This window comes from Bacillus sp. N5-665 (assembly GCF_022637375.2).
GTDB lineage: Bacteria > Bacillota > Bacilli > Bacillales > Bacillaceae_G > Bacillus_A > Bacillus_A wiedmannii.
On the sequence record NZ_CP093325.1, the window covers coordinates 1,448,436 to 1,472,518 of the forward strand.

A 24,083-nucleotide genomic window follows, 5' to 3' on the forward strand; every position below is an offset into this window, starting at 1 on the left:
TAGAACAGCTACCTTTGAGGGGTAGCTGTTTTTTTATTGTATTTATTTTTGGAATATTTACTCTTTTTTGTGGACAGTATTTTTTTTGCAGGTTACTCTTGTATTAAGTACATAAATAAAATTTGTTTTTTGTGAGAAAGGGGGATGAATGATGTTAGAAAGAATGTCGTTTTTTGCGAAATTATGTAAAGTTGATGAAAATCCAGAACTAGGGATGTGGTTGCTATATGTCATCATTATTATATTAAGTGCACTTGTGTATAATTTAGGTTTTGCAAGAAAACTATCAATAATAAAAAATATAGTGATATATATATCGTTAGCGATTGGGTGTACAGTTTTAACTTTCTTTGCAGTTTTTTTACCTGTTGGAGAGGGCCTTGTTGTAGCGGCAATTGTACTTGGGATTTATAGGTTGCGTTTACGTCAAGCAAGACAACAAAATGCTGGGTGAGGGGGCGAATTTTTATGCGTTCAGTACAAGATGCGTTATATAATTGGTTAACGATTAAAACAGTTGCCGAAGCACGTCCATATGATTGTGCTGCAAAAGAAACGTATTTGTTATTTCAAAATATGATATATGAAGAACATAAATTAAAGAATGTGGAAGTTAAAAAGAACGAAGAAATGTATTTGATTACATATGAAATGAATGGAGAAAAAAAATCTGCCAGGTTTCCATTAGAAGCTATTGATTGCTTTTTGGATCAAATGAATCGTGAACCTGAAAAATATAAATAAGTCCTTATCTATATGATTAAGGACTTATTTACATTTTACCAATCGTCTTCGACTTTTTTATCACGATATAATCGGAAATTACCACTTGCATGACGTTCCATCGTACGTTCTGCAATTCGTTCCGAACATTCCATGCACATATATGTATGAATAGGGCGGTTACGCAGTTTTTTTGCCATAGGATTTTCATCATCTAACATATCTTTTTTATCACAAATCATACATTTGACTCTCATTTCGTCACCTCAATACGAATTCTATCAGTATAAGTATATCATGGAAGTGTAATATTTTTGAATAATAGCGGGAAAAAATAATATTTTCGCAATTCGAAAAATAAGTTATGATAAGGATATACTAATTATATTTGGAGGTGGAAATATGGCGAATGTAGTAGATCCTACATTAACAGATGATTTAGTACAAACGTTACGTAAAGAATGTATTGTTATGGTAGCAACAACAGACTTCGAAAAACAAGTTCCTAACGTAAGTGCTATTTCTTGGGTGTATGCAGTGAGTAAAACTAGTATTCGATTTGCAGTAGATCAACGTTCACGTATTGTGGAAAATATACGTCATAGTACTGGGCTAGTATTGACTATAATGGCGAATGAATCCGTATTTTCCATAAGTGGTGCAGGTGAAATTTTGACTGATAGAATGGAAGGCATTCCTCTAAAATTAACTGTAATAGAAGTAAATGTACAAGAAGTACGTGATGTTATGTTTTATGGAGCGAAGCTTGCAACTGAGCCAACCTATGAAAAAACATATGATATTCGCGCAGCGAAAAAGCTGGATAACCAAGTGTTAGTAGGAATAAAAGAATTATAAATGTGATAAATAAGAAAATAAGTTATTAACTTTTGTAATCAGTTATTGTGATTTTATGTTAATAATTATAATTAAAAGTAATATATTGAATAGAAATGAATAAAAAATAAATAAAAGGTTTAATGGCTATGAATTTCGATTCTACCTCGTTTATACGGTACATATAATTATAACAATGGTTCGTCCATGTTTTATGGATGAAACCCTTGTTCTACAAATTTAAAAGTGGAGTCAGGGGGTAACAGGTTGGATAAAATTTATGTGTTAGATACGAATGTACTTTTGCAGGATCCTTTATCTATTTTTTCATTTGAAACAAATGAGGTAGTGATTCCAGCAGTTGTATTAGAAGAGGTTGATTCGAAAAAACGTTATATGGATGAAGTAGGACGAAACGCTCGTTATGTATCTAAGTTAATAGACAAATTTCGTGAAATAGGAAAGCTGCATGAAAGTATTCCGTTAGAAAACGGCGGTACATTTCGTATTGAATTAAATCATCGTTCATTTGTTCAACTACAAGATATTTTTGTAGAAAAAACGAATGATAATCGAATTTTAGCTGTAGCAAAAAATCTATCTTTAGAAGAACAAGAAAAAGAGGACGGGAAGTCTGTTATTTTAGTAAGTAAAGACGTGCTCGTAAGGGTAAAAGCTGATGCAATTGGTTTGAAGGCGGAAGATTATTTAAGTGATCGTGTAATTGAAGTAGATAATATATATTCAGGATTTTTAGAAGGGTATATATCAAAAGAGCAATTAGATTATTTTTATGAAAAAGGTGAATTGCCTTTATCCGAAATTGCAAATCACCCTTTTTATCCAAATCAGTTTGTAGTAATGAAAGATGCATTAGGGGGATCTAGTTCAGCGCTTGGCATTGTGGATCATTTAGGTAAGAAGGTAAAGAAACTTATTTTTCATAATGAACAAGTATGGGGGATACGACCACGAAATGTGCAGCAAATTATGGGGTTAGAATTGTTGCTTCGTGAAGATATTCCGCTAGTAACGTTAACGGGGAAAGCTGGTACAGGAAAAACATTACTCGCGTTGGCTTCAGGACTCATGCAAACGGAAGATTTAGGACTATATAAAAAACTACTCGTCGCAAGGCCAATTGTTCCAGTCGGAAAAGATATCGGTTATTTACCAGGAGAAAAAGAAGAAAAGTTAAGACCGTGGATGCAACCGATTTTTGATAATCTAGAGTATTTATTTAATACGAAAAAGCCAGGAGAGTTAGATGCTATTTTAGCTGGAATGGGTTCGATTGAAGTAGAGGCCCTTACCTATATACGTGGGAGAAGTATTCCAGATCAGTTCATTATAATTGATGAAGCACAAAATTTAACGAAGCATGAAGTGAAAACGATATTAACAAGGGTAGGAGAAAAAAGTAAAATTGTATTAATGGGAGATCCTCAGCAAATTGATCACCCGTATTTGGATGAATATAATAATGGTTTAACATATGTTGTAGAAAAGTTTAAAGAGCAACGTATTAGTGGTCATGTAAAGTTTGTTAAAGGGGAGCGGTCTAATTTAGCTCAACTTGCAGCGGATTTATTATAAAAGGAGTGAGCTGAGGCTCACTCCTTTTTCTTCCAAGTATACACTTTAAATAATTGTAAATTTACGGATGTTACGGATTGGATTTTGTCTATTAGATCCATCATTGTAATATAGATGAACAGGTCCATCCTCTTTTAATGGCTTTCCTTTTTTTGAAAAACCAAGAATAGCATTTTCCACAGTTTCTAATGGAAGTATTATTGTTTGATCTACTGTTTCAATTTCGACTTGCGTAGCGTCCTCTGAAATTTCGGCGTTAGCAAGAAATGGATGAAATGGTATACCGAACGTTCCAGTAATTAGTTGTTCTTTTTTATATTTCTTTACACTTTGTTGTATCGGTGGAAACGCAGCACCATCACGGATTTCACGATCCCAATGCTCTGAAGTGTTTTTTAAATAAGCTTCTAGTTCTGAAGTGTTTTCTCTTGTTTCGTCAAAGTAAGTTGTCAAATCTACTTTTCGATCATCAAAGATCCAAACAGTTGGATCGATAGTGATTGGAAAACGAACTTTTCCATTAATAAATAAAATTTCGCTCATTGTTGTTCCCCCATTTGTGTTATACTCCCACTTTTCAGTATAATAGCATTAGACACGGTTGTCACAAAAAATGTTTCTATTGCAATTTACTAAAACTATCGCTAATATTAATAGATAGGAGAGAGTAGGACGGAAACGGAGGGAATCAATTTGGCGTCTGAGACAGTATCAAATCATCAGGAAAAGGCACTAGCCCTTCTACAAGCGGATGCGGAGAAGATTTTAAGACTTATTAAGGTGCAAATGGACAATCTTACAATGCCGCAATGTCCATTATATGAAGAAGTGTTAGACACACAAATGTTTGGACTATCCCGCGAGGTCGATTTTGCAGTTCGCCTTGGTCTTATTGCAGAAGAACAAGGGAAAGCAATGTTAGGAGAGCTTGAACGTGAGTTATCTGCACTTCATGAAGCATTTACGAACAAACAACAATAACGGGTTCAAATAGGGGGGCTCAAACTGAAATAGTTTGGGCTTTTTATTTGTATAATAAAGCAGGAAGAATCAATGTACATATGGAATACAACAATAATTAAATTGAAACAGAAAGAGGAAATGAAATGAAAAGAGTATGGAAATCAATGGATTATTCATTATTACTTCCTCTTGTTATCTTATGTGTGTTGGGAGTTATAATGGTATATAGTTCTAGTTCCATTGTCGCGATTTCGTCGAAATATAACTGGCCAGCAGATCACTTTTTTAAAAAACAATTAGTTGCTCTTGCTATTGGAACGGTAATACTAGTGATTGTCGCTGTAATTCCTTACAAATTTTGGAGGGAAAAAATAGTTCTTACAGCGATGGGGTTAGGGAGTCTGGGCTTACTAACAGCAGCTTTCCTTTTCGGTAAGGTAATCAATGGTGCAAAAGGATGGATACTAGGTATACAACCAGCTGAGTTTGTAAAAATAGCAGTTATTATTACGCTAGCAAGTTTTTTTGCTAAGAAACAAGAGAGGCAAACCCCTTTTTTTCAAGGGATAATACCTCCTATATTTGTTGTCGGTGGATCGATGGTATTAATTTTATTACAAAATGACTTAGGGACTGACATATTAATAGGTGGAACAGTGTTAATTATGTTCTTCTGTTCAGGAGTTAATGTTAACTTGTGGATTAAAAGATTTTTATTAACATCTGTCGTGTGGATTCCGGCGTTGTATTTTATCGGAAACTATAAATTAAGTCTATACCAAAAAGCTCGATTTTCAGTTTTTCTTGATCCATTTAGTGATCCGCAAAAAGATGGATTTCAATTAATAAATTCATTTATTGGAATTGCCTCAGGTGGGTTAAATGGTAGAGGACTAGGAAATAGTATACAAAAGTATGGCTACTTACCAGAGCCGCAAACGGATTTTATTATGGCGATTATATCTGAAGAACTAGGTTTTATAGGTGTAGCTATCATTTTAATCTGTTTACTACTTATTATCATTCGTTCGTTTAGAGTAGCACAGAAGTGTAAAGATCCATTTGGAAGTTTAATTGCAATCGGAATTGCAAGTTTAATTGGGATACAAACTTTTGTTAATGTTGGTGGTATGTCTGGATTAATACCACTTACAGGAGTACCTTTACCGTTTATTAGTTATGGTGGTAGTTCTTTATTGGCTAATCTAATTGCGATGGGTATATTATTAAATGTTGCTAGTCATGTAAAACGACAAGAGAAACAACAAAATGAGATAATGAAAGAAAGAGAGCAAGATGGACCGCGTCTTGTTGTAGTAAAATAAAAAACACATTGTGCTTTAGAGCGCGATGTGTTTTTTTATGTGCAAGAAACATTAAAAAGGATACATTAATTGGTATATACACCGAAAAAATATATCACATTAAATTAAATGTGATATACAATTAAGTTGTTAGAAAAGGAAGAGGTATGCTATACTATTTTTGTGAAACAAATTGATCAGAAAACTTATCATTTGTTAAAAAATAAGGTATGATGGATAAAAATAAAGTGAAGCTTTCTAAGTATAATATAATGTAGAAAGTGAAGAACTTCACGCTCTTTAGGGTGTGTATATATTTTATCTCTAGAGTGGTAGGAAAGTAGAGGGGGAAAATCATGACAAAGCTGCAACGTATTCAAAAAGTATTGGTAGCTAACCGTGGAGAGATTGCAATTCGTGTGTTTCGAGCTTGTTCGGAACTTGGATTAAAAACAGTTGCAATCTATTCTAAAGAGGATAGTGGTTCTTATCATCGTTATAAAGCCGATGAGTCCTATTTAGTTGGGGAAGGGAAAAAGCCAATTGATGCTTATCTAGATATTGAGGGCATTATTGAGATTGCGAAAAGTAATCATGTAGATGCAATCCACCCTGGATATGGTTTCTTGTCAGAAAATATTCAATTCGCAAAACGTTGTGAAGAAGAAGGGATTATCTTTATTGGTCCAAAGAGTAAGCATTTAGATATGTTTGGAGATAAAGTGAAAGCAAGAACACAAGCGCAGCTAGCACAAATTCCAGTTATTCCTGGTAGTGATGGGCCGGTAAATTCAGTAGAAGAAGTTGGAGAATTTGCTGAAAAGTATGATTACCCGATTATTATTAAAGCTTCCCTTGGCGGTGGCGGTCGTGGTATGCGTATTGTACGTACTAGTGAAGAATTAAGAGAATCGTATAATCGAGCGAAGTCAGAAGCGAAAGCAGCCTTTGGTAATGATGAAGTATACGTTGAAAAATTCGTTGAAAAACCTAAACATATAGAAGTTCAAATTTTAGCAGATGAAGAGGGCAATGTTGTTCATTTATACGAGCGTGACTGTTCTGTACAACGTCGTCACCAAAAAGTGGTAGAAATCGCACCTAGTGTGTCGCTTTCAGATGATTTGCGTCAGCGTATTTGTGATGCTGCTGTGAAATTAACAAAAAATGTAAATTATTTAAACGCAGGAACAGTAGAATTTCTTGTAAAAGGTGATGAGTTTTACTTTATTGAAGTAAATCCGCGTGTTCAAGTTGAACATACAATTACAGAAATGATCACAGGGGTAGATATCGTTCAATCGCAAATTTTAATAGCTGATGGACATGCATTACATAGTAAAATGGTAGGTGTTCCGAAGCAAGAGGAAGTAGTTGTTCATGGATTTGCGATCCAATCTCGTGTAACGACTGAGGACCCACTAAATAATTTTATGCCGGATACAGGGAAAATTATGGCATACCGATCAGGCGGTGGTTTCGGTGTTCGTCTTGATACAGGTAATAGTTTCCAAGGTGCTGTTATTACACCGTACTATGATTCTTTACTTGTAAAAGTTACAACATGGGCACTTACTTTTGAACAAGCTGCTGCGAAAATGGAACGTAACTTAAAAGAATTCCGTATTCGTGGTATTAAAACAAATATTCCATTCCTAGAGAATGTAGTAAAACATAAAAACTTCTTATCAGGAGAATATGACACTTCATTTATTGATGCGTCACCTGAACTATTCCTGTTCCCGAAACGTAAAGACCGCGGAACGAAAATGTTAAATTACATTGGGACAGTAACAGTAAATGGCTTCCCAGGAGTAGGGAAAAAAGAGAAACCCATTTTCCCGGATGCTCGTATACCGAATGTATTACACTCAGAGCCGATTCAAAATGGAACGAAACAAATTTTGGATGAGCGTGGAGCGGACGGATTAGTAAAATGGGTACAAGATCAAAAGCGTGTACTTTTGACGGATACAACATTCCGTGATGCACATCAGTCACTACTTGCCACGCGTATTCGTACAAAAGATTTACATCAAATTGCAGAGCCGACAGCGAGAATGTTACCGAACCTATTCTCAGCGGAAATGTGGGGCGGTGCAACGTTTGATGTTGCATATCGTTTCTTAAAAGAAGATCCATGGGAACGATTACTAGATCTTCGTGAAAAAATGCCAAACGTTTTATTCCAAATGTTACTTCGTTCTTCAAACGCAGTTGGTTACAAAAACTATCCAGATAATTTAATTCAAAAGTTTGTGGAATGTTCTGCTCAAGCTGGAATTGATGTGTTCCGTATTTTTGATAGTTTAAACTGGGTAGAAGGTATGAGAGTTGCGATTGATGCTGTACGGGATACTGGTAAAATTGCAGAAGCAACAATGTGCTACACAGGAGATATTCATGATCCGTTACGTAGTAAATATGATTTAAATTACTATAAAAACTTAGCAAAAGAGTTAGAAGCATCAGGAGCACATATATTAGGAATTAAAGATATGGCAGGCTTATTAAAACCTAATGCGGCATATGATTTAGTTTCTGCATTAAAAGAGACGGTATCGATTCCGATTCACTTGCATACACACGATACGAGTGGAAATGGTATATTAACGTATACAAAGGCAATTGAAGCAGGTGTTGATATTGTCGATGTGGCAGTAAGTTCTATGGCTGGTCAAACGTCACAACCAAGCGCAAACACGCTATACTATGCGTTAGGTGGAAACGAAAGACAGCCAGACGTTAACGTAGATTCATTAGAAAAACTATCTCATTACTGGGAAGATGTACGTAAATACTACGCGCCGTTTGAAAGTGGTATGAATGCTCCTCATACAGAGGTATATATGCACGAAATGCCAGGCGGACAGTATAGTAATTTACAACAACAAGCGAAGGCGGTTGGTTTAGGAGATCGCTTCGACGAAGTGAAAGTAATGTATCGTCGTGTAAATGACATGTTTGGCGATATTGTTAAAGTAACACCATCATCTAAAGTTGTCGGTGATATGGCATTATTTATGGTTCAAAATCACTTAACAGAACAAGATGTTTTAGAGCGTGGGCATTCTATGGACTTCCCAGGATCTGTTGTTGAAATGTTCTCAGGAGATTTAGGACAGCCATATGGTGGTTTCCCGAAAAAGTTGCAAGAAATTATTTTAAAAGGGAAAGAGCCATTAACAGTAAGACCGGGTGAATTATTAGAGCCAGTAGATTTCGACGCGTTAAAAGAAGAGCTATTCCATAAGCTTGGACGCGAAGTGACGATTTTTGATGTCGTTGCATATGCATTATATCCAAAAGTATTTATGGATTACGAAAAAGTTGCTGAGCTTTATGGAAGTGTATCTGTGCTTGATACACCGACATTCTTCTATGGTATGAGACTTGGTGAAGAAATCAATGTGGAAATCGAACAAGGTAAAACATTGATGGTTAAACTAGTATCAATCGGAGAGCCTCAGCCGGATGGAAATCGTATTCTTTACTTGGAGTTTAACGGTCAACCACGTGAGATTGTTGTGAAAGACGAAAGTGTGAAAGCAACAGTGGCACAACGTGTGAAAGGAAACCGTGAAAATCCAAACCACATTAGTGCAACAATGCCAGGAACGGTTATTAAAGTAGTTGTAAAAGAAGGCGATGAAGTGAAAAAAGGCGATTCTATGGCAATTACAGAAGCGATGAAAATGGAAACGACAGTTCAAGCGCCGTTCAATGGTAAAGTGAAAAAAGTATATGTTAACGATGGAGATGCAATTCAAACGGGTGACTTACTGATTGAATTAGATCACTAAAATAGAAAAAGAGCTGTGTAAATACAGCTCTTTTTTTATCGCAAAAAATACCTTGCCAATTCGGCAAGGTATTTTAATTTAAATTTATTTTGTTTGTTTAGAAGTTGATTCAGCTTCTTTTGCATTCACTTTACTTCTTGTACCTAACATAACTAAATAGCATAGTACAGCAAACAAGCAAGAAATGAATAGTGAATGTAATAATGCCATTACTAAATTAGCATTTGTAAATACGACTAAAATTCCCACGATCGCTTGAAGTGTAACAAGGATAAATGAAATGATCCATCCCCAGTATACGACAGGCTGTTGCTTGTAATGGCGAATAGCGAGAATCATTGCGTATAGTATCCAAGCGAAAATTAACATCGCTGCAACTCTATGTCCCATTTGAACCCATTCATGTAGTTGAGTTGGCATAGGTCTATTTTTGCTACATAAAGGAAAGTCTGGACAGGCTAAGCTAGCTCGTTCGTGACGTACTAAAGCACCTGTGTAGACGACAATATAACTGTAAATTGTTACACCATAAATATGAAATTTCATTTTTTTGTCCATAATAAGTGAACGTGCATCAAATTTCTGGTCAATTTCAAAGATAAGACACGTTAATAAAATGACAGAAGCAAATGAAATTAAGGAAATACCGAAATGGATAGCAAGTACAGCTGGCATTTGTCCCCAAACAACTGCTGCCGCTCCCATTAATGCTTGTGCAACTAAAAATACGAAGGATAAAATTGCTAACGTTTTTGTTTCGCGCACATGTTTATAATATTTCCAGGACAAAATACAAAGGAGAGTGACAAGAATTCCTGCTGATCCTGATGTAAGGCGGTGACTTAGTTCAATAATAGTTTCCATTGATAAATTAGATGGAACAAATTCACCGTTACAAAGTGGCCATGATTTACCGCACCCTTGGCCAGAACCTGTTTTTGTAACTAAGGCGCCTCCTAGTAAAACTATTAATAAATCAAGACTCGTAATGACTGCTAACCATTTAATAAAGCGTTGCAATCTATTTCACCATCTTTCTGCTATGAAGTTATTGCGAAATATTTTCATTCCATTATGTATAGAATAAAAAGCGCTAGTTCCTATGATATATAAAAAATAATAAAATAGCAAAGAAATGGCGGGGGCAGACAGGGGAGAGAAAATGGGTGTGGAAATAGGATATATAAGGGAATTTTTAGGTGAAAAACAGGCTATTTTGAAAAGATATGAGGAGAATACGTGTTAAATATGACAAAAAAGTTTATTATAGAAGGTAACATCATGTTATGATAAGGACAAGTAAGAATTAAGTTTTTTATATTCGACACAAAAAGTTCATGTTTTCTTCACAAAATGTTCGGGAAATATGATTTAATATATTGGAGTATGGGCGTAGATTAGTAGTAGAATGGGTTAACAATATTTCTACTGTAATAATATTGCTATATAGAAGCGAAATATTTCATTCGAAATAGGCGCAAAAAGAAAGATGAAAGTTTTAAGAGGGGGTTAAAGTGATGAACCATGCAACAAGTGAGCTGCATGATGAGTCAGCTGTTACAAGTGTACCGGAAACAACTCGGCTACAAGATTTATCAGCGCTCGTTAAAATGGGGATTGTAAACTCAAATACACTTACTGTATTTACAGGATTTTGGTTGGCATTACATTTTAATGGATTAAGTGTGATGGACAATCTGGATAAGTTATTCTTTACAATCGTTGGTTCTGGATTAATTATGGCAGGGGTATGTTGTTTAAATAACTACATTGATCGAGACATCGACCCGTTAATGGAAAGAACAAAAACCCGTCCAACAGTTACTGGGAAGTATAAACCGGGATTTGCACTTACATTTGGACTAGTTATATTACTTCTTGGATTTGTATTTTTATTATTAACAACACCAATGGCAGTATTAATGGGATTTATTGGTGCTTTCACATATGTTGTCTTATATACGTTATGGACAAAGAGAAAGTATACACTAAATACTGTTGTAGGTAGTATATCTGGAGCAGTTCCACCTTTAATTGGATGGGCAGCAATCGATCCATCTTTAGGCCATCCAATTGCTTGGATGTTATTTTTAATTATGTTTATTTGGCAAATCCCACATTTCCTCGCATTAGCGATGAAACGTGTTGATGAATATCGAAATGCAGGAATTCCAATGCTTCCTGTAGTTCATGGATTTGAAATTACGAAACGCCAAATTATGATTTGGACAGTATGTTTATTACCACTACCATTTTATATGAGTGGACTAGGGATAACATTTATGGTAATTGCAACATTGTTAAACATCGGATGGATCGTTTTAGGATTTTATGGCTTCCGTAAGCAAGATGACATCAAATGGTCCGTACAAATGTTTGTTTATTCCCTAAATTATTTAACAATCTTATTTGTATCAATGATTGTAGTTACATTCTTCTAAGACAACGACATAATTGGATTTCTTTACGTTGAGATTTACTTTACTTAACTATAAAGTACAATCTAATTCACAAGGAAAGTGGGGGTTGTTTGTATGAAGAAACAGTGGCGACTGCTTTCGTTCGTTTCACTGCTGGCTTTACTGTTAGGGGGATGCGGTAAAGCCTTTCAATCTACTTTAATTCCGCAAGGAGAAGTAGCAAAAATGCAATATGATTTGCTCTTACTAGCAACTGCGATCATGGTAGGAGTAGTACTAGTAGTTACTATTATTTTCTTATATGTAATTGTGCGTTTCCGACAAAAGAAAGGTCAGGAAGATTATATTCCGGAGCAAGTTGAAGGGAATCACAAGCTAGAAATTATATGGACAGTTATTCCGATTATTCTTTTGTTAATCTTAGCTGTTCCGACGGTTACATATACATTCAAACTTGCTGATGTAAGTGCGATGGAGAAAAAGAATATTGATAAAGATACTATCGTTGTTGATGTAACAGCGAATCTTTATTGGTGGGAATTTTCTTATAAATCAGAAAAAATAGTCACTTCTCAAGATTTAGTCATCCCCACAGGTAAGAAAGTGTATTTGAATTTGAAGGGTGCCGATATTAAACATTCGTTTTGGGTTCCATCTTTAGCTGGGAAAATGGATACAAATACAGATAATGTGAACAAAATGTGGTTAAAGGCAGATAAATCGGGCACTTATAATGGTTTTTGTACAGAATTTTGCGGCCCATCACATTCTTTAATGCAATTCAAAGTGAAAGCTTTAGATGAAAGCGAGTACAAAAAGTGGCTTGCTGATATGAAGAAGATTGATGGGAAGAAAGAAGTAGCTTCAACAAAGGCGCAAGAGGGCCAAGAAATATTTAATAAAAGCTGTATTGGTTGTCACGCAGTTGGATCTAATGATAGTAGACCACCTTCCGCTCGTATCGCACCAAACTTAGCAAACTTTGCGGATCGCGATATGGTTGCCGGTATTGCCGAAAACAATGAAGAAAACTTAAAAAAATGGCTGAAAGATCCTGAAAATATGAAACCAGGAAATAAAATGACTGGTAAATATGGCAACTTAACGGATGATCAAATTGATGCATTAAATGCATACTTACAAACGTTAAAAGTTGAAAAGTAAAGAGGGATTATTCGCGAAGGGGAGGTTGAAAACGTGAGTTCTGTAGCAAAAAAACAGGGGATGGGTGCTGTCATATGGGATTATTTAACGACAGTAGACCATAAAAAGATTGCCATTCTCTATTTAATTGCAGGTGGATTGTTTTTTATAATAGGCGGAATAGAAGCTCTATTTATTCGCCTTCAATTAGCGATTCCTAACAACGCTTTTCTTGTTGGGGATGCTTATAATCAAGTATTAACGATGCACGGTACAACAATGATTTTCCTCGCAGCTATGCCACTCGTGTTTGCATTTATGAACGCCGCTGTACCGCTTCAAATTGGTGCACGTGATGTAGCGTTCCCGTTTTTGAATTCACTTGGATTTTGGTTATTTTTCTTTGGTGGAGTATTTTTAAATTTAAGTTGGTTTTTAGGTGGAGCACCTGATGCAGGATGGACATCTTATGCATCTTTAGCTTTAGCCTCAAAAGGCCATGGTGTTGATTTTTATGTACTCGGCTTGCAAATCTCCGGTATTGGTACATTAATTGGAGGTATTAACTTCCTTGTAACCATTATTAATATGCGTGCGCCAGGAATGACGTATATGCGTATGCCGATGTTTACATGGACGACATTTGTAACATCTTCGCTAATATTATTCGCTTTTCCGCCGTTAACTGTAGGATTAGGACTTTTAATGTTAGATCGTTTATTTGGAACAAGTTTCTTTAATCCAGCATTGGGCGGGAATACAATTATATGGGAGCATTTATTCTGGATTTTCGGTCATCCAGAAGTATACATTCTTATACTCCCAGCTTTCGGAATATTCTCAGAAATCTTCGCGACATTTTCGAAAAAGCGATTATTTGGCTATTCATCGATGGTGTTTGCGACAGTATTAATTGGATTCTTAGGATTTATGGTATGGGCGCATCATATGTTTACTGTCGGGCTTGGTCCAGTTGCAAATGCTATTTTCTCAGTTGCAACAATGGCGATTGCGGTTCCGACCGGTATTAAAATATTCAACTGGCTCTTTACGATGTGGGGCGGAAGTATTCGTTTTACGACCCCGATGATGTGGGCAGTAGCTTTCATTCCATCATTCGTAATGGGAGGAGTTACAGGTGTTATGCTAGCATCTGCGCCTGCTGATTATCAATTTCATGACAACTATTTCGTAGTAGCGCACTTTCATTATGTAATCGTCGGCGGTGTTGTATTTGGTTTACTTGCAGGAGCTCATTATTATTGGCCACTGATGTTTAATAAAGTATTGAATGAAACGTTAGGAAAGATAACATTTTGGCTATTCTTTATCGGTTTCCATTTAACGTTCTTCATTCAGCATTTCCTTGGATTGATTGGTATGCCGCGTCGTTACTACACATATCTTGAAGGCCAAGGGTTGGAAATGGGGAATATGATTAGCTCTATTGGAGCGGTATTTATGGCTCTTGGAACGATTGTTCTTCTATTCAATGTAATCAAAACAACAGTATCAAAAGAAAAGGCTGGTCGTGATCCATGGGATGCACGTACATTAGAATGGACAATGCCAGCACCTACACCGGAATATAACTTTAAACAATTACCATTTGTTCGCGGATTAGATCCATTTTGGATTGAAAAACGTGAAGGGAATAAAGAGATGACAGCGGCGGAACCAGTTGGTGATATTCATATGCCAAATCCATCGTTTTCACCATTTATCATTTCTTTAGGATTGTTTATAGCGGCATTCGGTGCAATGTATATGCAGGGTGGAAAAGATAAGTTTTGGTTATTAGTAGCAATTATTGGTTTAATCATTACATTCGGTACAATGTTCCTACGTTCAGTAATCGATGATCATGGATATCATATTCATAAGGAAGATTTAGAAGATAAGGGGGGCAAGGCATAATGCATGTAGATGAAAAATTAACGAATGAAACATTTCCAGCAGAGCCTGAAAAAGCAACCCTTGAGGGAAAAAATAAGTTTGTCGGTTTTTGGTTATTTCTTGGAGGCGAAACAGTATTGTTCGCTTCCTTGTTTGGCACATATTTAGCGTTAAAGAATTCTACAAATGGTGGACCAACATCTCAAGAGATGTTCCAAATGCCACTCGTTTTCATTATGACGATGCTTTTATTAACGAGTAGCTTAACGAGCGTATATGCGATGTATCATATGAAAAACTTTAACTTTAAGAAAATGCAACTTTGGCTATTAGTAACAGTGTTGCTAGGTTTAGGGTTTTTAGCATTTGAGATATATGAGTTTTATCATTATACGCATGAATTTAAGCATACTATGAGAAGTAGTGCATTTGGTTCCGCGTTTTATGCTCTTGTTGGTACACATGGTCTCCACGTATTGTTTGGATTATGTTGGATTTTAACATTAATCTTTAGAAATGCGAAGAGAGGTCTAAATTTATACAATGCACCGAAGTTTTATGTTGCATCGATTTATTGGCACTTTATTGACGTAGTTTGGGTGTTTATTTTCACTGTAGTATATTTGATGGGAATGGTGGGATAAACAATGGCGATAAAGCAAATGAATAATCCTAAAGTTGATCTTGTTTATCGGAAGAGAAAAAGTGCGGAGGAAATGAAGCATCAAGTTATTACATTTGCATTAATGATTTTTTTAACATTAGTTGCATTTGCAGCAGTCGCATATCCGAAAACTTTTAGTCCGACTTTCTCAGTACCATTTATTTTACTATTAGCAGTGGTACAAGTAATTTTTCAATTGTATTATTTTATGCATATGAGTCATAAAGGACATGAAGCGGCAAGTTTCTTTCTTTATTCTGGTCTGTTGATCGGGTTAATTACAATTTTAGCTTTTATGACAATTGTGTGGATTTGAAAAGTGAAAAATAAGGGAGCTTGTGTCGTCACAGCTCCCTCTTCATGTTATGTGAAAGGATAACCTTAAGAAGGTAGGTGTGACAATGAGTAACTTGTGGATATTTGGTTTTCAAGCTCTATGGAGTCCAATCTTTTTACTATTTATGCTTTCGATCCTTATCGGGTACTTTTTAATTATTGGGCCATATAGAATGCGATTTGAACATGCGAAAAAGGTAAGTAAGAAGCAAGTTTTTTATTTTACGACCGGGATTGTTCTTTTGTATTTTGTAAAGGGAGGGCCTATTGATTTAATTGGTCATATTATATTTAGTGCACATATGTTTGAAATGGCAGTTATGTATATTGCAGTTCCACCGTTATTGTTGCTTGGTATACCAGTTTGGTTATATCGTTATATTACTTCTTTTAAGTTCGTTCAAATTATATTGAAGATATTTGCTAAGCCACTTATTGCATTGTTTGTATTTAATGGCCTGTTTTCTTTTTATCATTTACCAGTTGTTTTTGATACAGTAAAACAAAGTCAAATTGCTCATCCTATTTGTCTCGCTATATTGTTCTTTACGGCAATCATGATGTGGTGGCCGATGCTAAATCCATTACCAGAATATCAAACGTTAAGTGATATAAAGAAACTTGGTTATATGTTTGCTAACGGTATATTATTAACGCCAGCTTGCGCGTTAATCATTTTTGCGACGGCGCCATTATTTGCAACGTATACGGATCCGGCTGCTTGGATGAAGGCGATGGAACTTTGTGTACCGGCGGGAACTTTATCAGATTTAAATATAACGGGACCAGAATTTTTACACTGGATGCCAGTCGTACAAGACCAACAAACAGGTGGCATCATTATGAAAATTGTCCAGGAAATAGTGTATGGCACAATTATAGGCTATGTATTCTTTCGATGGGCGCGTCGAGAGCGTGAAAAGGATAAAGAGCAGTTGCAACAATTGCCGCCGTATTTACAAACGAAATAAAAGTGAGTGCATCAATATGATGCACTCACTTTTATTTTATTCAATGATTTGGAATTCTTTTAACTCTTTTTCGATATTTTGTAGGAGTTGTTCGCTTTTTTGAAGTACATTCGTTGGGAAAGTTTCACCATCACCATATTCAACGCCGTGAGGATAATAATGTTTTCCTAATAAGGGAGGAAGTAGCTTTATTTCAGCGTGTCTGCTACCAACATCACCTTCAACAGCCAAACCTTGTACGCGCAAATAATAAATATCATTTAATATTTCAAATTTATAATCGTATGTAACTCGTTCATAATCCCACTGTCCAGCAAGTACAAAATGGTTCTTTTCCATAATCTCTGTTAATAGTGTTAAATCAACGACTGCCCCATTAAATTTCGTATTTGTAAATTGCATATAATACCTCCTCTTTTCATGTTACAACATTATTTTTATAATAGTATGAATAATAAGAAAGTGCAATTCATATTGAGAGAAAAGGTAGAATCCAGACTTTTTTTGCGAAAATATGATATAGTGAAAAGAGTACGGTACACACAAAAAAGGAAAGAAAAGGATTTGTGTATATCTCAATTTTATGTTTTGTGCAGGAGGTATATCGATTGAAGAAATTATTGCGTATCGTAATGATTACATTTTTAATTTTAGCTGTTGATTTATACGGGAAATTACTCGTTTCACAATATATATTAACCCCATCTCAATCAAAGCAAGAAAATAAAATTGTGAAAAAGAAAAAACAAGTAAATGAAGACTCTTCCGATACTGTTTTAAATATGATTGGTGGGGACTCTGAAAATTTATTAGCAAAATGGGGCGAACCATCTCGAATAGAGCCATCTGCTTACGGATATGAATGGTGGGTATATAATCAAGATTTAACTCAGTATGTGCAATTTGGGGTTGCAGAAAGAAAAGTTGTAACGGCGTATGTTGCTGGTGAGCAAGTTAAGGTGCCGCCTTATTATATAAATGAAAAGTATGAAGAAGTGTATAAAAAGAATCCACTCTCGCATGAGATTTCGTTAAAAAGAGGGAAAAATAGTTATCAATTTGAGTTATCTGACACGGAAGTGATGGAACAACCATTAATACCTGTAGAAGATGGCTGGGCACAATTATATTTTGATCATTTTACACATGAGCTTGTTGGTGTTCGTTATATGGATGATGAAACGTTATTACGCCAAAGACCGTATCAGCTTGTTTATTCGGGTGAATTACTAGCTGAACAACCATTGACTCCAGATAAAATGAAACAAATAGAGAATGGGAATATGCAACAAATTTTTGATTTAACAAATATTATTCGAAGTCGCCATAAGTTACCGCTGTTAGCTTGGGATCAACAAACAGCAGATGTGGCTATAGGGCATAGTAAAGATATGAAGGATAATAATTACTTTTCACACGATTCACCTACATTAGGTACGTTAGGAGATCGTTTACAGCGCGGGAAAGTAGGGTTTCAACTTGCTGGTGAGAACATAGCGGCGCAACATAGTGATGGAATTGCGGCGGTGCAAGGTTGGTTAAATAGTGAAGGGCATAGAAAGAATGTATTAAATGAACAATTTACAGGATTAGGTGTTGGGGTATACGATAAGTTTTATACACAAAACTTTATTCGGAAATAAAGTGAAATTTTAAGTTGTGTAGGGGACACCTCACGTTTAAGTACTTCGTATTCACTGAATTGTAGGTCGGAATCTTACCGTATGCAAATAGCAGGATAAAAAGGTGCATGAATCGTCTAAAAATAGGCGAACCATGTGCCTTTTTTTTCTTACTATATAGTAGATATACATGAAGAGGTGAGGATTATGCCAACAACAAAAGGGCCGTTACATCCATCGGTTCAACAGTTTAAAGAGTTTGTAAACCATCACCCTAAAATGGTTCATGAGGTTAGAAGTGGTCACAAAACTTGGCAACAGTTTTATGAAGAATGGTACTTACTTGGTGAAGAAGATCCGATATGGGCAACTTTTAGGCCTGATGGAGCGCCAGCTTTTTCTTCGGTAAAAGAAAATAAACAAGAAAAAGAAAAAGAAAAAGATAATCGAACTGAAGAGGAAAAAACTGCTGATGTGATGGGACAAATGCTTTCTTTCTTTAAAAAGCTAGATGTGGAACAGATGCAACACCATTTAGCTAATGTGACGAGTGCTATTGGTAGTGTGCAACAAGTTTTTCAACAATTTCAAGGGAAGCCCGCGCGGCAAGAAGAAAGTACTTCCGAAAATAATCCATTTTTCTTTCAGAAGGATTAGGGGGAAAGCGGATGAGAGCAGAAATTATGGAGTTTATAAAGGCTGATGAGGATTTATCTCGCTATATTAGGGAGCAACCGTACTGGTATAGAAAACTAACGCGAAACCCTGAAGAAAAAGAGGCATTTGAGTTAGCGGCTATGCAGCATTTCAAAAAAACGATACCAGATAAAGTTGAGAAATTTCAAAACCAATTGGCAGTTGCCTCCATTATGATCGATATGTTTCAGTATATGAAGCAGCAAAATACAACATAATTGGAAGGGAAAACTATGTCCGTCATGCAGAACTTTTGATACAATAGAAGCGGATTATTTAAAAAGGAGTTGCAGCATGAGCATGACGGAAATTTGTTTAGTACGACATGGACAAACTGATTGGAATTTTCAAGAGATTATTCAGGGACGTGAAGATATTCCACTTAATGAAGTGGGAAAGAAGCAAGCAAGTCAAAGTGCAGTTGCTTTGCAAGCGGAAGCATGGGATGTAATTATAAGTAGCCCATTAATTAGAGCGCACGAAACAGCTAAGGAAATTGCAGGGGCTGCAGGATTGCAATCGATTTTATTAGATGAGCGATTTGTTGAACGTAATTTTGGTGAAGCTTCTGGGAAGCCGGTTGCGACTGTTAGGGAGCTAATTGCAGAAGGTAAAGTAGAAGGTATGGAGCAAGATGAAGAGATTGTAACTCGTTGCTTTGCTGCTATAAAAGATGTTGCAGAAACCCATTCTGGCAAACGTATTATCATTGTAGCTCATTCACATGCGATAAAAGCAATTTTACATGCAATTGCACCGGAAGATATTTCGTTTAAGACACCATTAAAAAATGCATGTATTAGTTATGTGAAAGAAAATAGTGGGAAATGGGATGTTCTGAAATATAATATTGCGGAACATATTAATGTATAAGTATGTGCTGGGATTATACGGAAAATAGTTAGAGTGATATCTTTCTGTTTAGTGAGACACTTCAATTAGTAGTTCTATTCTAAATGTGGTATGATGAATACTCGGAGGTGTCTCTCATGATTGTAGCGACGCTGGAAAGCGTATTGATATTAGATAAGGCAGAGCAGCTTGCAAAAGCGATTATCTGTTCAGATATAGCAGAAGACTATCGTAAGTGTTATAAAGAATTGCATGAAGATATGGAAGTTCAGACGTTAATTCAGCAATTTACAGCGATGAAAGAACGATATGAAGAAGTGCAACGTTTCGGTAAATACCATCCTGATTATACTTTCGTTTCGACGAAAATGAGGGAGTTAAAGCGTTCTGTAGACTTACATGATAAGGTTGCAGCTTTTAAACGAGTAGAAACAGCTTTGCAAAAGTTGTTAGATGAAGTTAGTGTAGCAATCGGTTCTGAGGTGTCTTCTTCCATCAAAGTTCCAACAGGAAATCCATTTTTTGATGCTGGTGGCTGTGGTGGCGGTTGTGGTACCGGCGGAGGTTGTGGCTGTAAAACGGGGTAAATTACCCCGTTTTTTAGAAGATAGAAGAAAACGTATACAGAGTTTGTCCTGTAATGTCATAAATTTCTGATTGGTTTTCATAAAATATAAAATATATGTTTTTAAAAGGAGAAGATGGAGAAGATTATGTTCGGGCAACGACAAAGTATGATTGTTTATTTACATTCATTGAAACATGCCAAGATTTTAAGGAAATATGGTAACATACATTACATATCAAAACGCTTAAAATACGCAGTAGTATATTGTGATATGGAACAAATTGAGCATATGATGCAAAAGTTGAACAAACTTCCTTTTGTGAAGAAGATAGAACAGTCGTACCGCCCGTATTTAAAAACGGAATTTGAAAATTCACGTCCTGATCGGGCAAAAGAATACGATTATAGTTAATAGAAAAAATCCCCTGCTAATTTTAGTAGGGGATTTTTTTACTTGAAGTAACACTTTATTTCATTGGAGGAATGAAATTATTCATTCGTAAAATACCAATTAAATGATTGAAAAACAGTTCTTTTTCTGGGAAAGTTGTGGATGGTTTTACCGTAAAGGTAGTCACTTTTCTTCCTAGTTGTTCTGCCGTTTCTTCAAATAAAATGACGCGTTTACTTTTTTTATTTTCAAGTACAGGAATGCCTTCACGACATATGTATAATGGTTGGAAATCACCAGTAGTAGTTGGTTTTAATATTACAACAAGTGAGCACACTTTTTTTTCATTTTTAATCGTTTCAAATTGTAACATATGTGTTATACGTTCTTGATTTGCTTTGGCAATTTCAAGTAATTCATATAAATCAGAGTAGCCTTCTCCGAGTTCTATAAAGCGTTGAATCATATTTTTTCCTCCTCTTTCTTTTACTTACTGTACCATCTCACTTTTTAAATGAAAAGTAGACAAAGAAAAAAAACCCTGCAAAGCAGGGCCCTTCTTATACTAGCATGTACTAGTAAGAAGGCAAAGGGAGAGGAGAAACCGGAGGAAGAACTTATGGGGAAACGTAAGTCTTCTCCGCGGTTGGCAACAACATCGAAGGTGATGTTGTTATAATTATTTATGTCCAATCTAAATGAAGATATACATCATGAAATTAAATTTTATGTTTGGCTTTTTATTTTTCTTTTTTTTATTTTATGATAGGATAAAAAAGATAAAGTGAAACGAATATACATAATGGGTTCGTGTTAGCGCATGGTGAGATGAATACATAAAAATGCAGAGCGGTTATTTTAAGCCAAAGTTCTCCTATTGTTCGTTGAGAGATGAATGTGAAATTTCATGGAATAGTATAGTTTGGTAGCGGTTACCGAATGGAGAAAGGTTTTCTATAATTGCTCGATAGATTGAAATAAAGGTAGTGACAACAGATGAGAGTAGTTTCAGGAAAATGTAAAGGGCATCCACTAAAAGCGGTGCCAGGCAATACAACACGTCCAACGACAGATAAAGTAAAAGAATCAATCTTTAATATGATAGGTCCTTATTTTGATGGTGGTATCGCTCTTGATTTATTTGGCGGTAGTGGTGGTCTTGGAATCGAGGCTATAAGTAGAGGGATTGATAAAGCAATTTTTGTTGATCGAGATAATAAAGCGATAAAAGTAATCCATCAAAATTTAGAAAGTTGTCGAATACAGGAACAAGCTGAAGTATATCGAAATGATGCAGAACGTGCGGTAAAGGCTCTTATAAAACGTGAAATATCATTCGATCTTATATTAATTGATCCTCCATATAAAGATCAAAAAATTGTATCTTTAATTAGTGTGATGGATCAACATGGATTGCTGCATAGAGATGGATTAATTATGTCAGAGCATGGTAATGATGTGGTTTTACCTGATTCTATAGGGAGTCTTGTAAAAGTAAGAGCTGAAAATTATGGGATTACAGCAATATCGATTTATAAGTATGAAGGTGAGGGGACGGAATGACTAGTATAGCTATTTCTTCGGGAAGTTTTGATCCAATTACCCTTGGGCATCTAGATATTATTAAAAGGGGAGCAAAAGTATTTGATGAGGTATACGTAGTAGTTTTAAACAACTCGTCAAAAAAACCGTTCTTTTCAGTTGAAGAGCGCTTAGATTTAATTCGAGAAGCAACTAAGGATATCCCGAATGTAAAAGTAGATTCACATAGTGGACTACTAGTGGAGTATGCGAAAATGCGTAATGCAAACGCGATTTTGCGTGGGTTACGAGCGGTTTCTGATTTTGAATATGAGATGCAAATTACTTCTATGAATCGAAAATTAGATGAAAATATTGAAACCTTTTTTATTATGACAAATAACCAATATTCATTTTTAAGCTCGAGCATTGTGAAAGAAGTTGCGAGATATGGAGGAAGCGTAGTAGATCTTGTACCTCCTGTTGTAGAACGTGCTTTAAAAGAAAAGTTTCAAACCCCGTTAAAGTGAACGGGGTTTTTCTTTGTTGCTACGAAAAAATAATAAGATAACATATACATATAAACAAAATAAAGTAAAGATCGGTCCATAGTGTACAAAAGATGTCCAAATTTCTTGCAGTATAGGAGAATGATTCGATAAAAATACGGGGATATCTTTTTGCATAGGTGAAAAAGAGCTTACTTTTTCATAAAATGGTTTCCAAAATATAAAAGTAAAAATAGGAGCCAGAATACTTTGGATAATTCGTGCGAAAAAATAGGGCTTAAATCGGATGTCTGTTTCAGCTAATATGCTAGCAACTTGTGCCTGAATAGAAAGGCCGCTAAACGCTAAAATAAAGCTTGTTACCATAGCTTGCTGCAGGAGGGGTGTTTCATTTATTTGACTAATCATTTGGCTACCGAGTGTCATTTCAAAAATGCCTGATAAGATTGGAATACTAAATTCTGTAGTTAGTTGGAAGAATGATAAAATATGTTGCATAATAAAAGAAAGTGCTGCTGTAATATGAAATACAGTAATCATTTTATTTAAAACAGAGAATAAAATAATAAATCCACCAATCATAAGTAACGTTTGAATAGAAGAAACGATAGCGTCCCCAAGTAATTTTCCTAATGGTCTTTTTTCTTGCATGCGCGTCTCGTGTAGGACTGAAAAAGGGTTTTGAAAAGGACGTTTTTTAGTAGGATGTTGATCCTTCGTGGAAATATTGTTATTGCCGTAAAAACGCATCAATAACCCGACGGCAAAGTTACTTAAATAATGTGCAGCAGCTAATACGATTCCTAATTTCGGATTATTGAAAAAACCGATAGAAACAGCTCCAAAAATAAAAAGTGGATTAGATGAGTTTGTAAAAGATACGAGGCGTTCTGCTTCGATTTGTGTTAGCTGATTACTTTTACGTAGTCTAGCGCTTAATTTGGCGCCAGCAGGGAATCCTGAAGCCATTCCCATTGCCCAAACAAATCCGCCTATCCCTGGAACGCGAAAAAGTGGTCGCATGAGTGGTTCTAATATAACACCTATAAATTTTACAACACCAATACTAATTAGAAGTTCCGCAATGATGAAAAACGGTAAAAGTGAAGGGAATACAACTTCCCACCATATATTTAACCCTCGAATGGAAGCTTGCAAAGCAGCTTGGGGGTGAAGTACAAGAGAAAAGGTTAAAAACAGTGTTGATATGGTAAGAAAAGCCGTTTTCCATTTTTCATACATGTAAGTAAATCCCCCTTTGTCCCAAA

General features: G+C 35.6%; 27 protein-coding genes. 21 read left to right on the top strand and 6 right to left on the bottom strand.

Going from position 1 to position 24,083, the window contains the following annotated elements; all coding sequences use genetic code 11:
* Positions 1-151: 151 nt before the first annotated feature.
* Together MNO09_RS10055 and MNO09_RS10060 are read left to right on the top strand one after the other, a co-directional pair.
* Positions 152-454, top strand: a complete 303-nt coding sequence (locus MNO09_RS10055) for a YlaH-like family protein (RefSeq protein ID WP_000893669.1) — start codon at positions 152-154, stop codon at positions 452-454.
* 14 nt (positions 455-468) lie between these two features.
* Complete coding sequence (locus MNO09_RS10060; protein ID WP_001258155.1) at positions 469-744, top strand: hypothetical protein; 276 nt, start codon at positions 469-471, stop codon at positions 742-744.
* A gap of 35 nt (positions 745-779) precedes the next feature.
* On the opposite strand, the gene MNO09_RS10065 is transcribed toward MNO09_RS10060, so the two are convergent.
* Entirely contained in the window at positions 780-980 is a 201-nt protein-coding gene (locus MNO09_RS10065) for a YlaI family protein (RefSeq protein ID WP_001995040.1), read from the bottom strand.
* 145 nt (positions 981-1,125) lie between these two features.
* Between MNO09_RS10065 and MNO09_RS10070 the strand changes: the two genes are divergently transcribed.
* Positions 1,126-1,581: a PNPOx family protein gene (locus MNO09_RS10070; RefSeq protein ID WP_000024571.1), complete on the top strand. Its 456-nt coding sequence runs from the start codon at positions 1,126-1,128 to the stop codon at positions 1,579-1,581.
* A gap of 246 nt (positions 1,582-1,827) precedes the next feature.
* Complete coding sequence (locus tag MNO09_RS10075) at positions 1,828-3,156, top strand: PhoH family protein (RefSeq protein ID WP_000358079.1); 1,329 nt, start codon at positions 1,828-1,830, stop codon at positions 3,154-3,156.
* Between the two features lie 45 nt (positions 3,157-3,201).
* Here MNO09_RS10075 and MNO09_RS10080 read toward each other — a convergent pair whose 3' ends face one another.
* The gene (locus MNO09_RS10080) at positions 3,202-3,699 is read right to left on the bottom strand and encodes a molybdopterin-binding protein (RefSeq protein WP_001289801.1); all 498 of its coding nucleotides are present in this window, start codon (positions 3,697-3,699) and stop codon (positions 3,202-3,204) included.
* Positions 3,700-3,849: 150 nt separating this feature from the next.
* Between MNO09_RS10080 and MNO09_RS10085 the strand changes: the two genes are divergently transcribed.
* From MNO09_RS10085 to pyc, 3 genes are all read left to right on the top strand, one after another.
* Positions 3,850-4,137 carry an Fpa/YlaN family protein gene (locus MNO09_RS10085; protein WP_000135698.1) on the top strand — a complete coding sequence of 96 codons (288 nt, stop codon included), beginning with the start codon at positions 3,850-3,852 and terminating at the stop codon, positions 4,135-4,137.
* Positions 4,138-4,262: 125 nt separating this feature from the next.
* On the top strand, positions 4,263-5,444 hold the full coding sequence (locus tag MNO09_RS10090; protein ID WP_000832769.1) for an FtsW/RodA/SpoVE family cell cycle protein: 1,182 nt from the start codon (positions 4,263-4,265) through the stop codon (positions 5,442-5,444).
* Positions 5,445-5,779: 335 nt separating this feature from the next.
* A complete protein-coding gene (gene pyc / locus MNO09_RS10095) occupies positions 5,780-9,226 on the top strand; it encodes a pyruvate carboxylase (RefSeq protein WP_000164095.1) in 3,447 nt (1,148 codons plus the stop codon).
* A gap of 84 nt (positions 9,227-9,310) precedes the next feature.
* On the opposite strand, the gene ctaA is transcribed toward pyc, so the two are convergent.
* Positions 9,311-10,246, bottom strand: a complete 936-nt coding sequence (gene ctaA, locus MNO09_RS10100) for a heme A synthase (protein ID WP_001188735.1) — start codon at positions 10,244-10,246, stop codon at positions 9,311-9,313.
* A 497-nt stretch (positions 10,247-10,743) separates the two neighbouring features.
* Between ctaA and ctaB the strand changes: the two genes are divergently transcribed.
* The 6 genes from ctaB (at position 10,744) to ctaG (ending at position 16,656) form a co-directional block, all read left to right on the top strand.
* The gene (gene ctaB, locus MNO09_RS10105; protein WP_001015062.1) at positions 10,744-11,667 is read left to right on the top strand and encodes a protoheme IX farnesyltransferase; all 924 of its coding nucleotides are present in this window, start codon (positions 10,744-10,746) and stop codon (positions 11,665-11,667) included.
* 93 nt (positions 11,668-11,760) lie between these two features.
* The gene (coxB, locus tag MNO09_RS10110; protein ID WP_000745278.1) at positions 11,761-12,810 is read left to right on the top strand and encodes a cytochrome c oxidase subunit II; all 1,050 of its coding nucleotides are present in this window, start codon (positions 11,761-11,763) and stop codon (positions 12,808-12,810) included.
* Between the two features lie 60 nt (positions 12,811-12,870).
* Positions 12,871-14,706, top strand: a complete 1,836-nt coding sequence (gene ctaD, locus MNO09_RS10115; protein WP_000501451.1) for a cytochrome c oxidase subunit I — start codon at positions 12,871-12,873, stop codon at positions 14,704-14,706.
* A complete protein-coding gene (gene ctaE, locus MNO09_RS10120; RefSeq protein ID WP_000557858.1) occupies positions 14,706-15,329 on the top strand; it encodes a cytochrome c oxidase subunit III in 624 nt (207 codons plus the stop codon). Before ctaD ends, ctaE begins: the two co-directional genes overlap by 1 nt.
* A 3-nt stretch (positions 15,330-15,332) precedes the next feature.
* On the top strand, positions 15,333-15,665 hold the full coding sequence (gene ctaF / locus MNO09_RS10125; RefSeq protein ID WP_000985692.1) for a cytochrome c oxidase subunit IVB: 333 nt from the start codon (positions 15,333-15,335) through the stop codon (positions 15,663-15,665).
* Positions 15,666-15,750: 85 nt separating this feature from the next.
* Entirely contained in the window at positions 15,751-16,656 is a 906-nt protein-coding gene (gene ctaG, locus MNO09_RS10130) for a cytochrome c oxidase assembly factor CtaG (protein ID WP_000069010.1), read from the top strand.
* Positions 16,657-16,692: 36 nt separating this feature from the next.
* Here the strand turns inward: ctaG and MNO09_RS10135 are convergent, their stop codons facing one another.
* On the bottom strand, positions 16,693-17,058 hold the full coding sequence (locus MNO09_RS10135) for a YugN family protein (protein ID WP_001160938.1): 366 nt from the start codon (positions 17,056-17,058) through the stop codon (positions 16,693-16,695).
* Positions 17,059-17,264: 206 nt separating this feature from the next.
* Between MNO09_RS10135 and MNO09_RS10140 the strand changes: the two genes are divergently transcribed.
* The 6 genes from MNO09_RS10140 to MNO09_RS10165 all read left to right on the top strand — a co-directional run bounded on the left by MNO09_RS10140 (position 17,265) and on the right by MNO09_RS10165 (position 20,806).
* Positions 17,265-18,299: a CAP domain-containing protein gene (locus MNO09_RS10140; protein ID WP_000735386.1), complete on the top strand. Its 1,035-nt coding sequence runs from the start codon at positions 17,265-17,267 to the stop codon at positions 18,297-18,299.
* A gap of 186 nt (positions 18,300-18,485) precedes the next feature.
* Positions 18,486-18,935 carry a YlbD family protein gene (locus MNO09_RS10145; RefSeq protein ID WP_001143337.1) on the top strand — a complete coding sequence of 150 codons (450 nt, stop codon included), beginning with the start codon at positions 18,486-18,488 and terminating at the stop codon, positions 18,933-18,935.
* An 11-nt stretch (positions 18,936-18,946) separates the two neighbouring features.
* Positions 18,947-19,192: a YlbE-like family protein gene (locus MNO09_RS10150; protein WP_001200991.1), complete on the top strand. Its 246-nt coding sequence runs from the start codon at positions 18,947-18,949 to the stop codon at positions 19,190-19,192.
* Positions 19,193-19,274: 82 nt separating this feature from the next.
* Complete coding sequence (locus MNO09_RS10155) at positions 19,275-19,847, top strand: histidine phosphatase family protein (RefSeq protein ID WP_033657734.1); 573 nt, start codon at positions 19,275-19,277, stop codon at positions 19,845-19,847.
* Positions 19,848-19,963: 116 nt separating this feature from the next.
* On the top strand, positions 19,964-20,413 hold the full coding sequence (locus MNO09_RS10160; RefSeq protein ID WP_000634355.1) for a YlbF/YmcA family competence regulator: 450 nt from the start codon (positions 19,964-19,966) through the stop codon (positions 20,411-20,413).
* A gap of 126 nt (positions 20,414-20,539) precedes the next feature.
* Positions 20,540-20,806, top strand: a complete 267-nt coding sequence (locus MNO09_RS10165) for a YlbG family protein (RefSeq protein WP_002080814.1) — start codon at positions 20,540-20,542, stop codon at positions 20,804-20,806.
* A 55-nt stretch (positions 20,807-20,861) separates the two neighbouring features.
* On the opposite strand, the gene MNO09_RS10170 is transcribed toward MNO09_RS10165, so the two are convergent.
* On the bottom strand, positions 20,862-21,251 hold the full coding sequence (locus tag MNO09_RS10170) for a DUF7147 family protein (RefSeq protein WP_000616012.1): 390 nt from the start codon (positions 21,249-21,251) through the stop codon (positions 20,862-20,864).
* A 530-nt stretch (positions 21,252-21,781) separates the two neighbouring features.
* On the opposite strand from MNO09_RS10170, the gene rsmD reads away from it, so the two are divergent.
* Together rsmD and coaD are read left to right on the top strand one after the other, a co-directional pair.
* Entirely contained in the window at positions 21,782-22,348 is a 567-nt protein-coding gene (rsmD, locus tag MNO09_RS10175; protein WP_001266975.1) for a 16S rRNA (guanine(966)-N(2))-methyltransferase RsmD, read from the top strand.
* Positions 22,345-22,836 (top strand): pantetheine-phosphate adenylyltransferase, encoded by a 492-nt coding sequence (gene coaD, locus MNO09_RS10180; RefSeq protein ID WP_000200598.1) that lies wholly within the window; start codon positions 22,345-22,347, stop codon positions 22,834-22,836. The genes rsmD and coaD overlap by 4 nt, the downstream gene beginning before the upstream one ends.
* Here the strand turns inward: coaD and spoVV are convergent.
* Positions 22,828-24,057 (bottom strand): dipicolinic acid transporter SpoVV, encoded by a 1,230-nt coding sequence (gene spoVV / locus MNO09_RS10185; RefSeq protein WP_000273092.1) that lies wholly within the window; start codon positions 24,055-24,057, stop codon positions 22,828-22,830. The genes coaD and spoVV overlap by 9 nt on opposite strands.
* Positions 24,058-24,083 lie beyond the last annotated feature (26 nt).

Coding starts and splice junctions, on each gene's coding strand:
- MNO09_RS10055 (WP_000893669.1), top strand. CDS start 152: ATGTTAGAAAGAATGTCGTTTTTTGCGAAATTATGTAAAGTTGATGAA.
- MNO09_RS10060 (WP_001258155.1), top strand. CDS start 469: ATGCGTTCAGTACAAGATGCGTTATATAATTGGTTAACGATTAAAACA.
- MNO09_RS10065 (WP_001995040.1), bottom strand. CDS start 980: ATGAGAGTCAAATGTATGATTTGTGATAAAAAAGATATGTTAGATGAT.
- MNO09_RS10070 (WP_000024571.1), top strand. CDS start 1,126: ATGGCGAATGTAGTAGATCCTACATTAACAGATGATTTAGTACAAACG.
- MNO09_RS10080 (WP_001289801.1), bottom strand. CDS start 3,699: ATGAGCGAAATTTTATTTATTAATGGAAAAGTTCGTTTTCCAATCACT.
- MNO09_RS10090 (WP_000832769.1), top strand. CDS start 4,263: ATGAAAAGAGTATGGAAATCAATGGATTATTCATTATTACTTCCTCTT.
- pyc (WP_000164095.1), top strand. CDS start 5,780: ATGACAAAGCTGCAACGTATTCAAAAAGTATTGGTAGCTAACCGTGGA.
- ctaB (WP_001015062.1), top strand. CDS start 10,744: ATGAACCATGCAACAAGTGAGCTGCATGATGAGTCAGCTGTTACAAGT.
- coxB (WP_000745278.1), top strand. CDS start 11,761: ATGAAGAAACAGTGGCGACTGCTTTCGTTCGTTTCACTGCTGGCTTTA.
- ctaD (WP_000501451.1), top strand. CDS start 12,871: ATGGGTGCTGTCATATGGGATTATTTAACGACAGTAGACCATAAAAAG.
- ctaE (WP_000557858.1), top strand. CDS start 14,706: ATGCATGTAGATGAAAAATTAACGAATGAAACATTTCCAGCAGAGCCT.
- ctaF (WP_000985692.1), top strand. CDS start 15,333: ATGGCGATAAAGCAAATGAATAATCCTAAAGTTGATCTTGTTTATCGG.
- ctaG (WP_000069010.1), top strand. CDS start 15,751: ATGAGTAACTTGTGGATATTTGGTTTTCAAGCTCTATGGAGTCCAATC.
- MNO09_RS10135 (WP_001160938.1), bottom strand. CDS start 17,058: ATGCAATTTACAAATACGAAATTTAATGGGGCAGTCGTTGATTTAACA.
- MNO09_RS10145 (WP_001143337.1), top strand. CDS start 18,486: ATGCCAACAACAAAAGGGCCGTTACATCCATCGGTTCAACAGTTTAAA.
- MNO09_RS10150 (WP_001200991.1), top strand. CDS start 18,947: ATGAGAGCAGAAATTATGGAGTTTATAAAGGCTGATGAGGATTTATCT.
- MNO09_RS10155 (WP_033657734.1), top strand. CDS start 19,275: ATGACGGAAATTTGTTTAGTACGACATGGACAAACTGATTGGAATTTT.
- MNO09_RS10160 (WP_000634355.1), top strand. CDS start 19,964: ATGATTGTAGCGACGCTGGAAAGCGTATTGATATTAGATAAGGCAGAG.
- MNO09_RS10165 (WP_002080814.1), top strand. CDS start 20,540: ATGTTCGGGCAACGACAAAGTATGATTGTTTATTTACATTCATTGAAA.
- MNO09_RS10170 (WP_000616012.1), bottom strand. CDS start 21,251: ATGATTCAACGCTTTATAGAACTCGGAGAAGGCTACTCTGATTTATAT.
- rsmD (WP_001266975.1), top strand. CDS start 21,782: ATGAGAGTAGTTTCAGGAAAATGTAAAGGGCATCCACTAAAAGCGGTG.
- coaD (WP_000200598.1), top strand. CDS start 22,345: ATGACTAGTATAGCTATTTCTTCGGGAAGTTTTGATCCAATTACCCTT.
- spoVV (WP_000273092.1), bottom strand. CDS start 24,057: ATGTATGAAAAATGGAAAACGGCTTTTCTTACCATATCAACACTGTTT.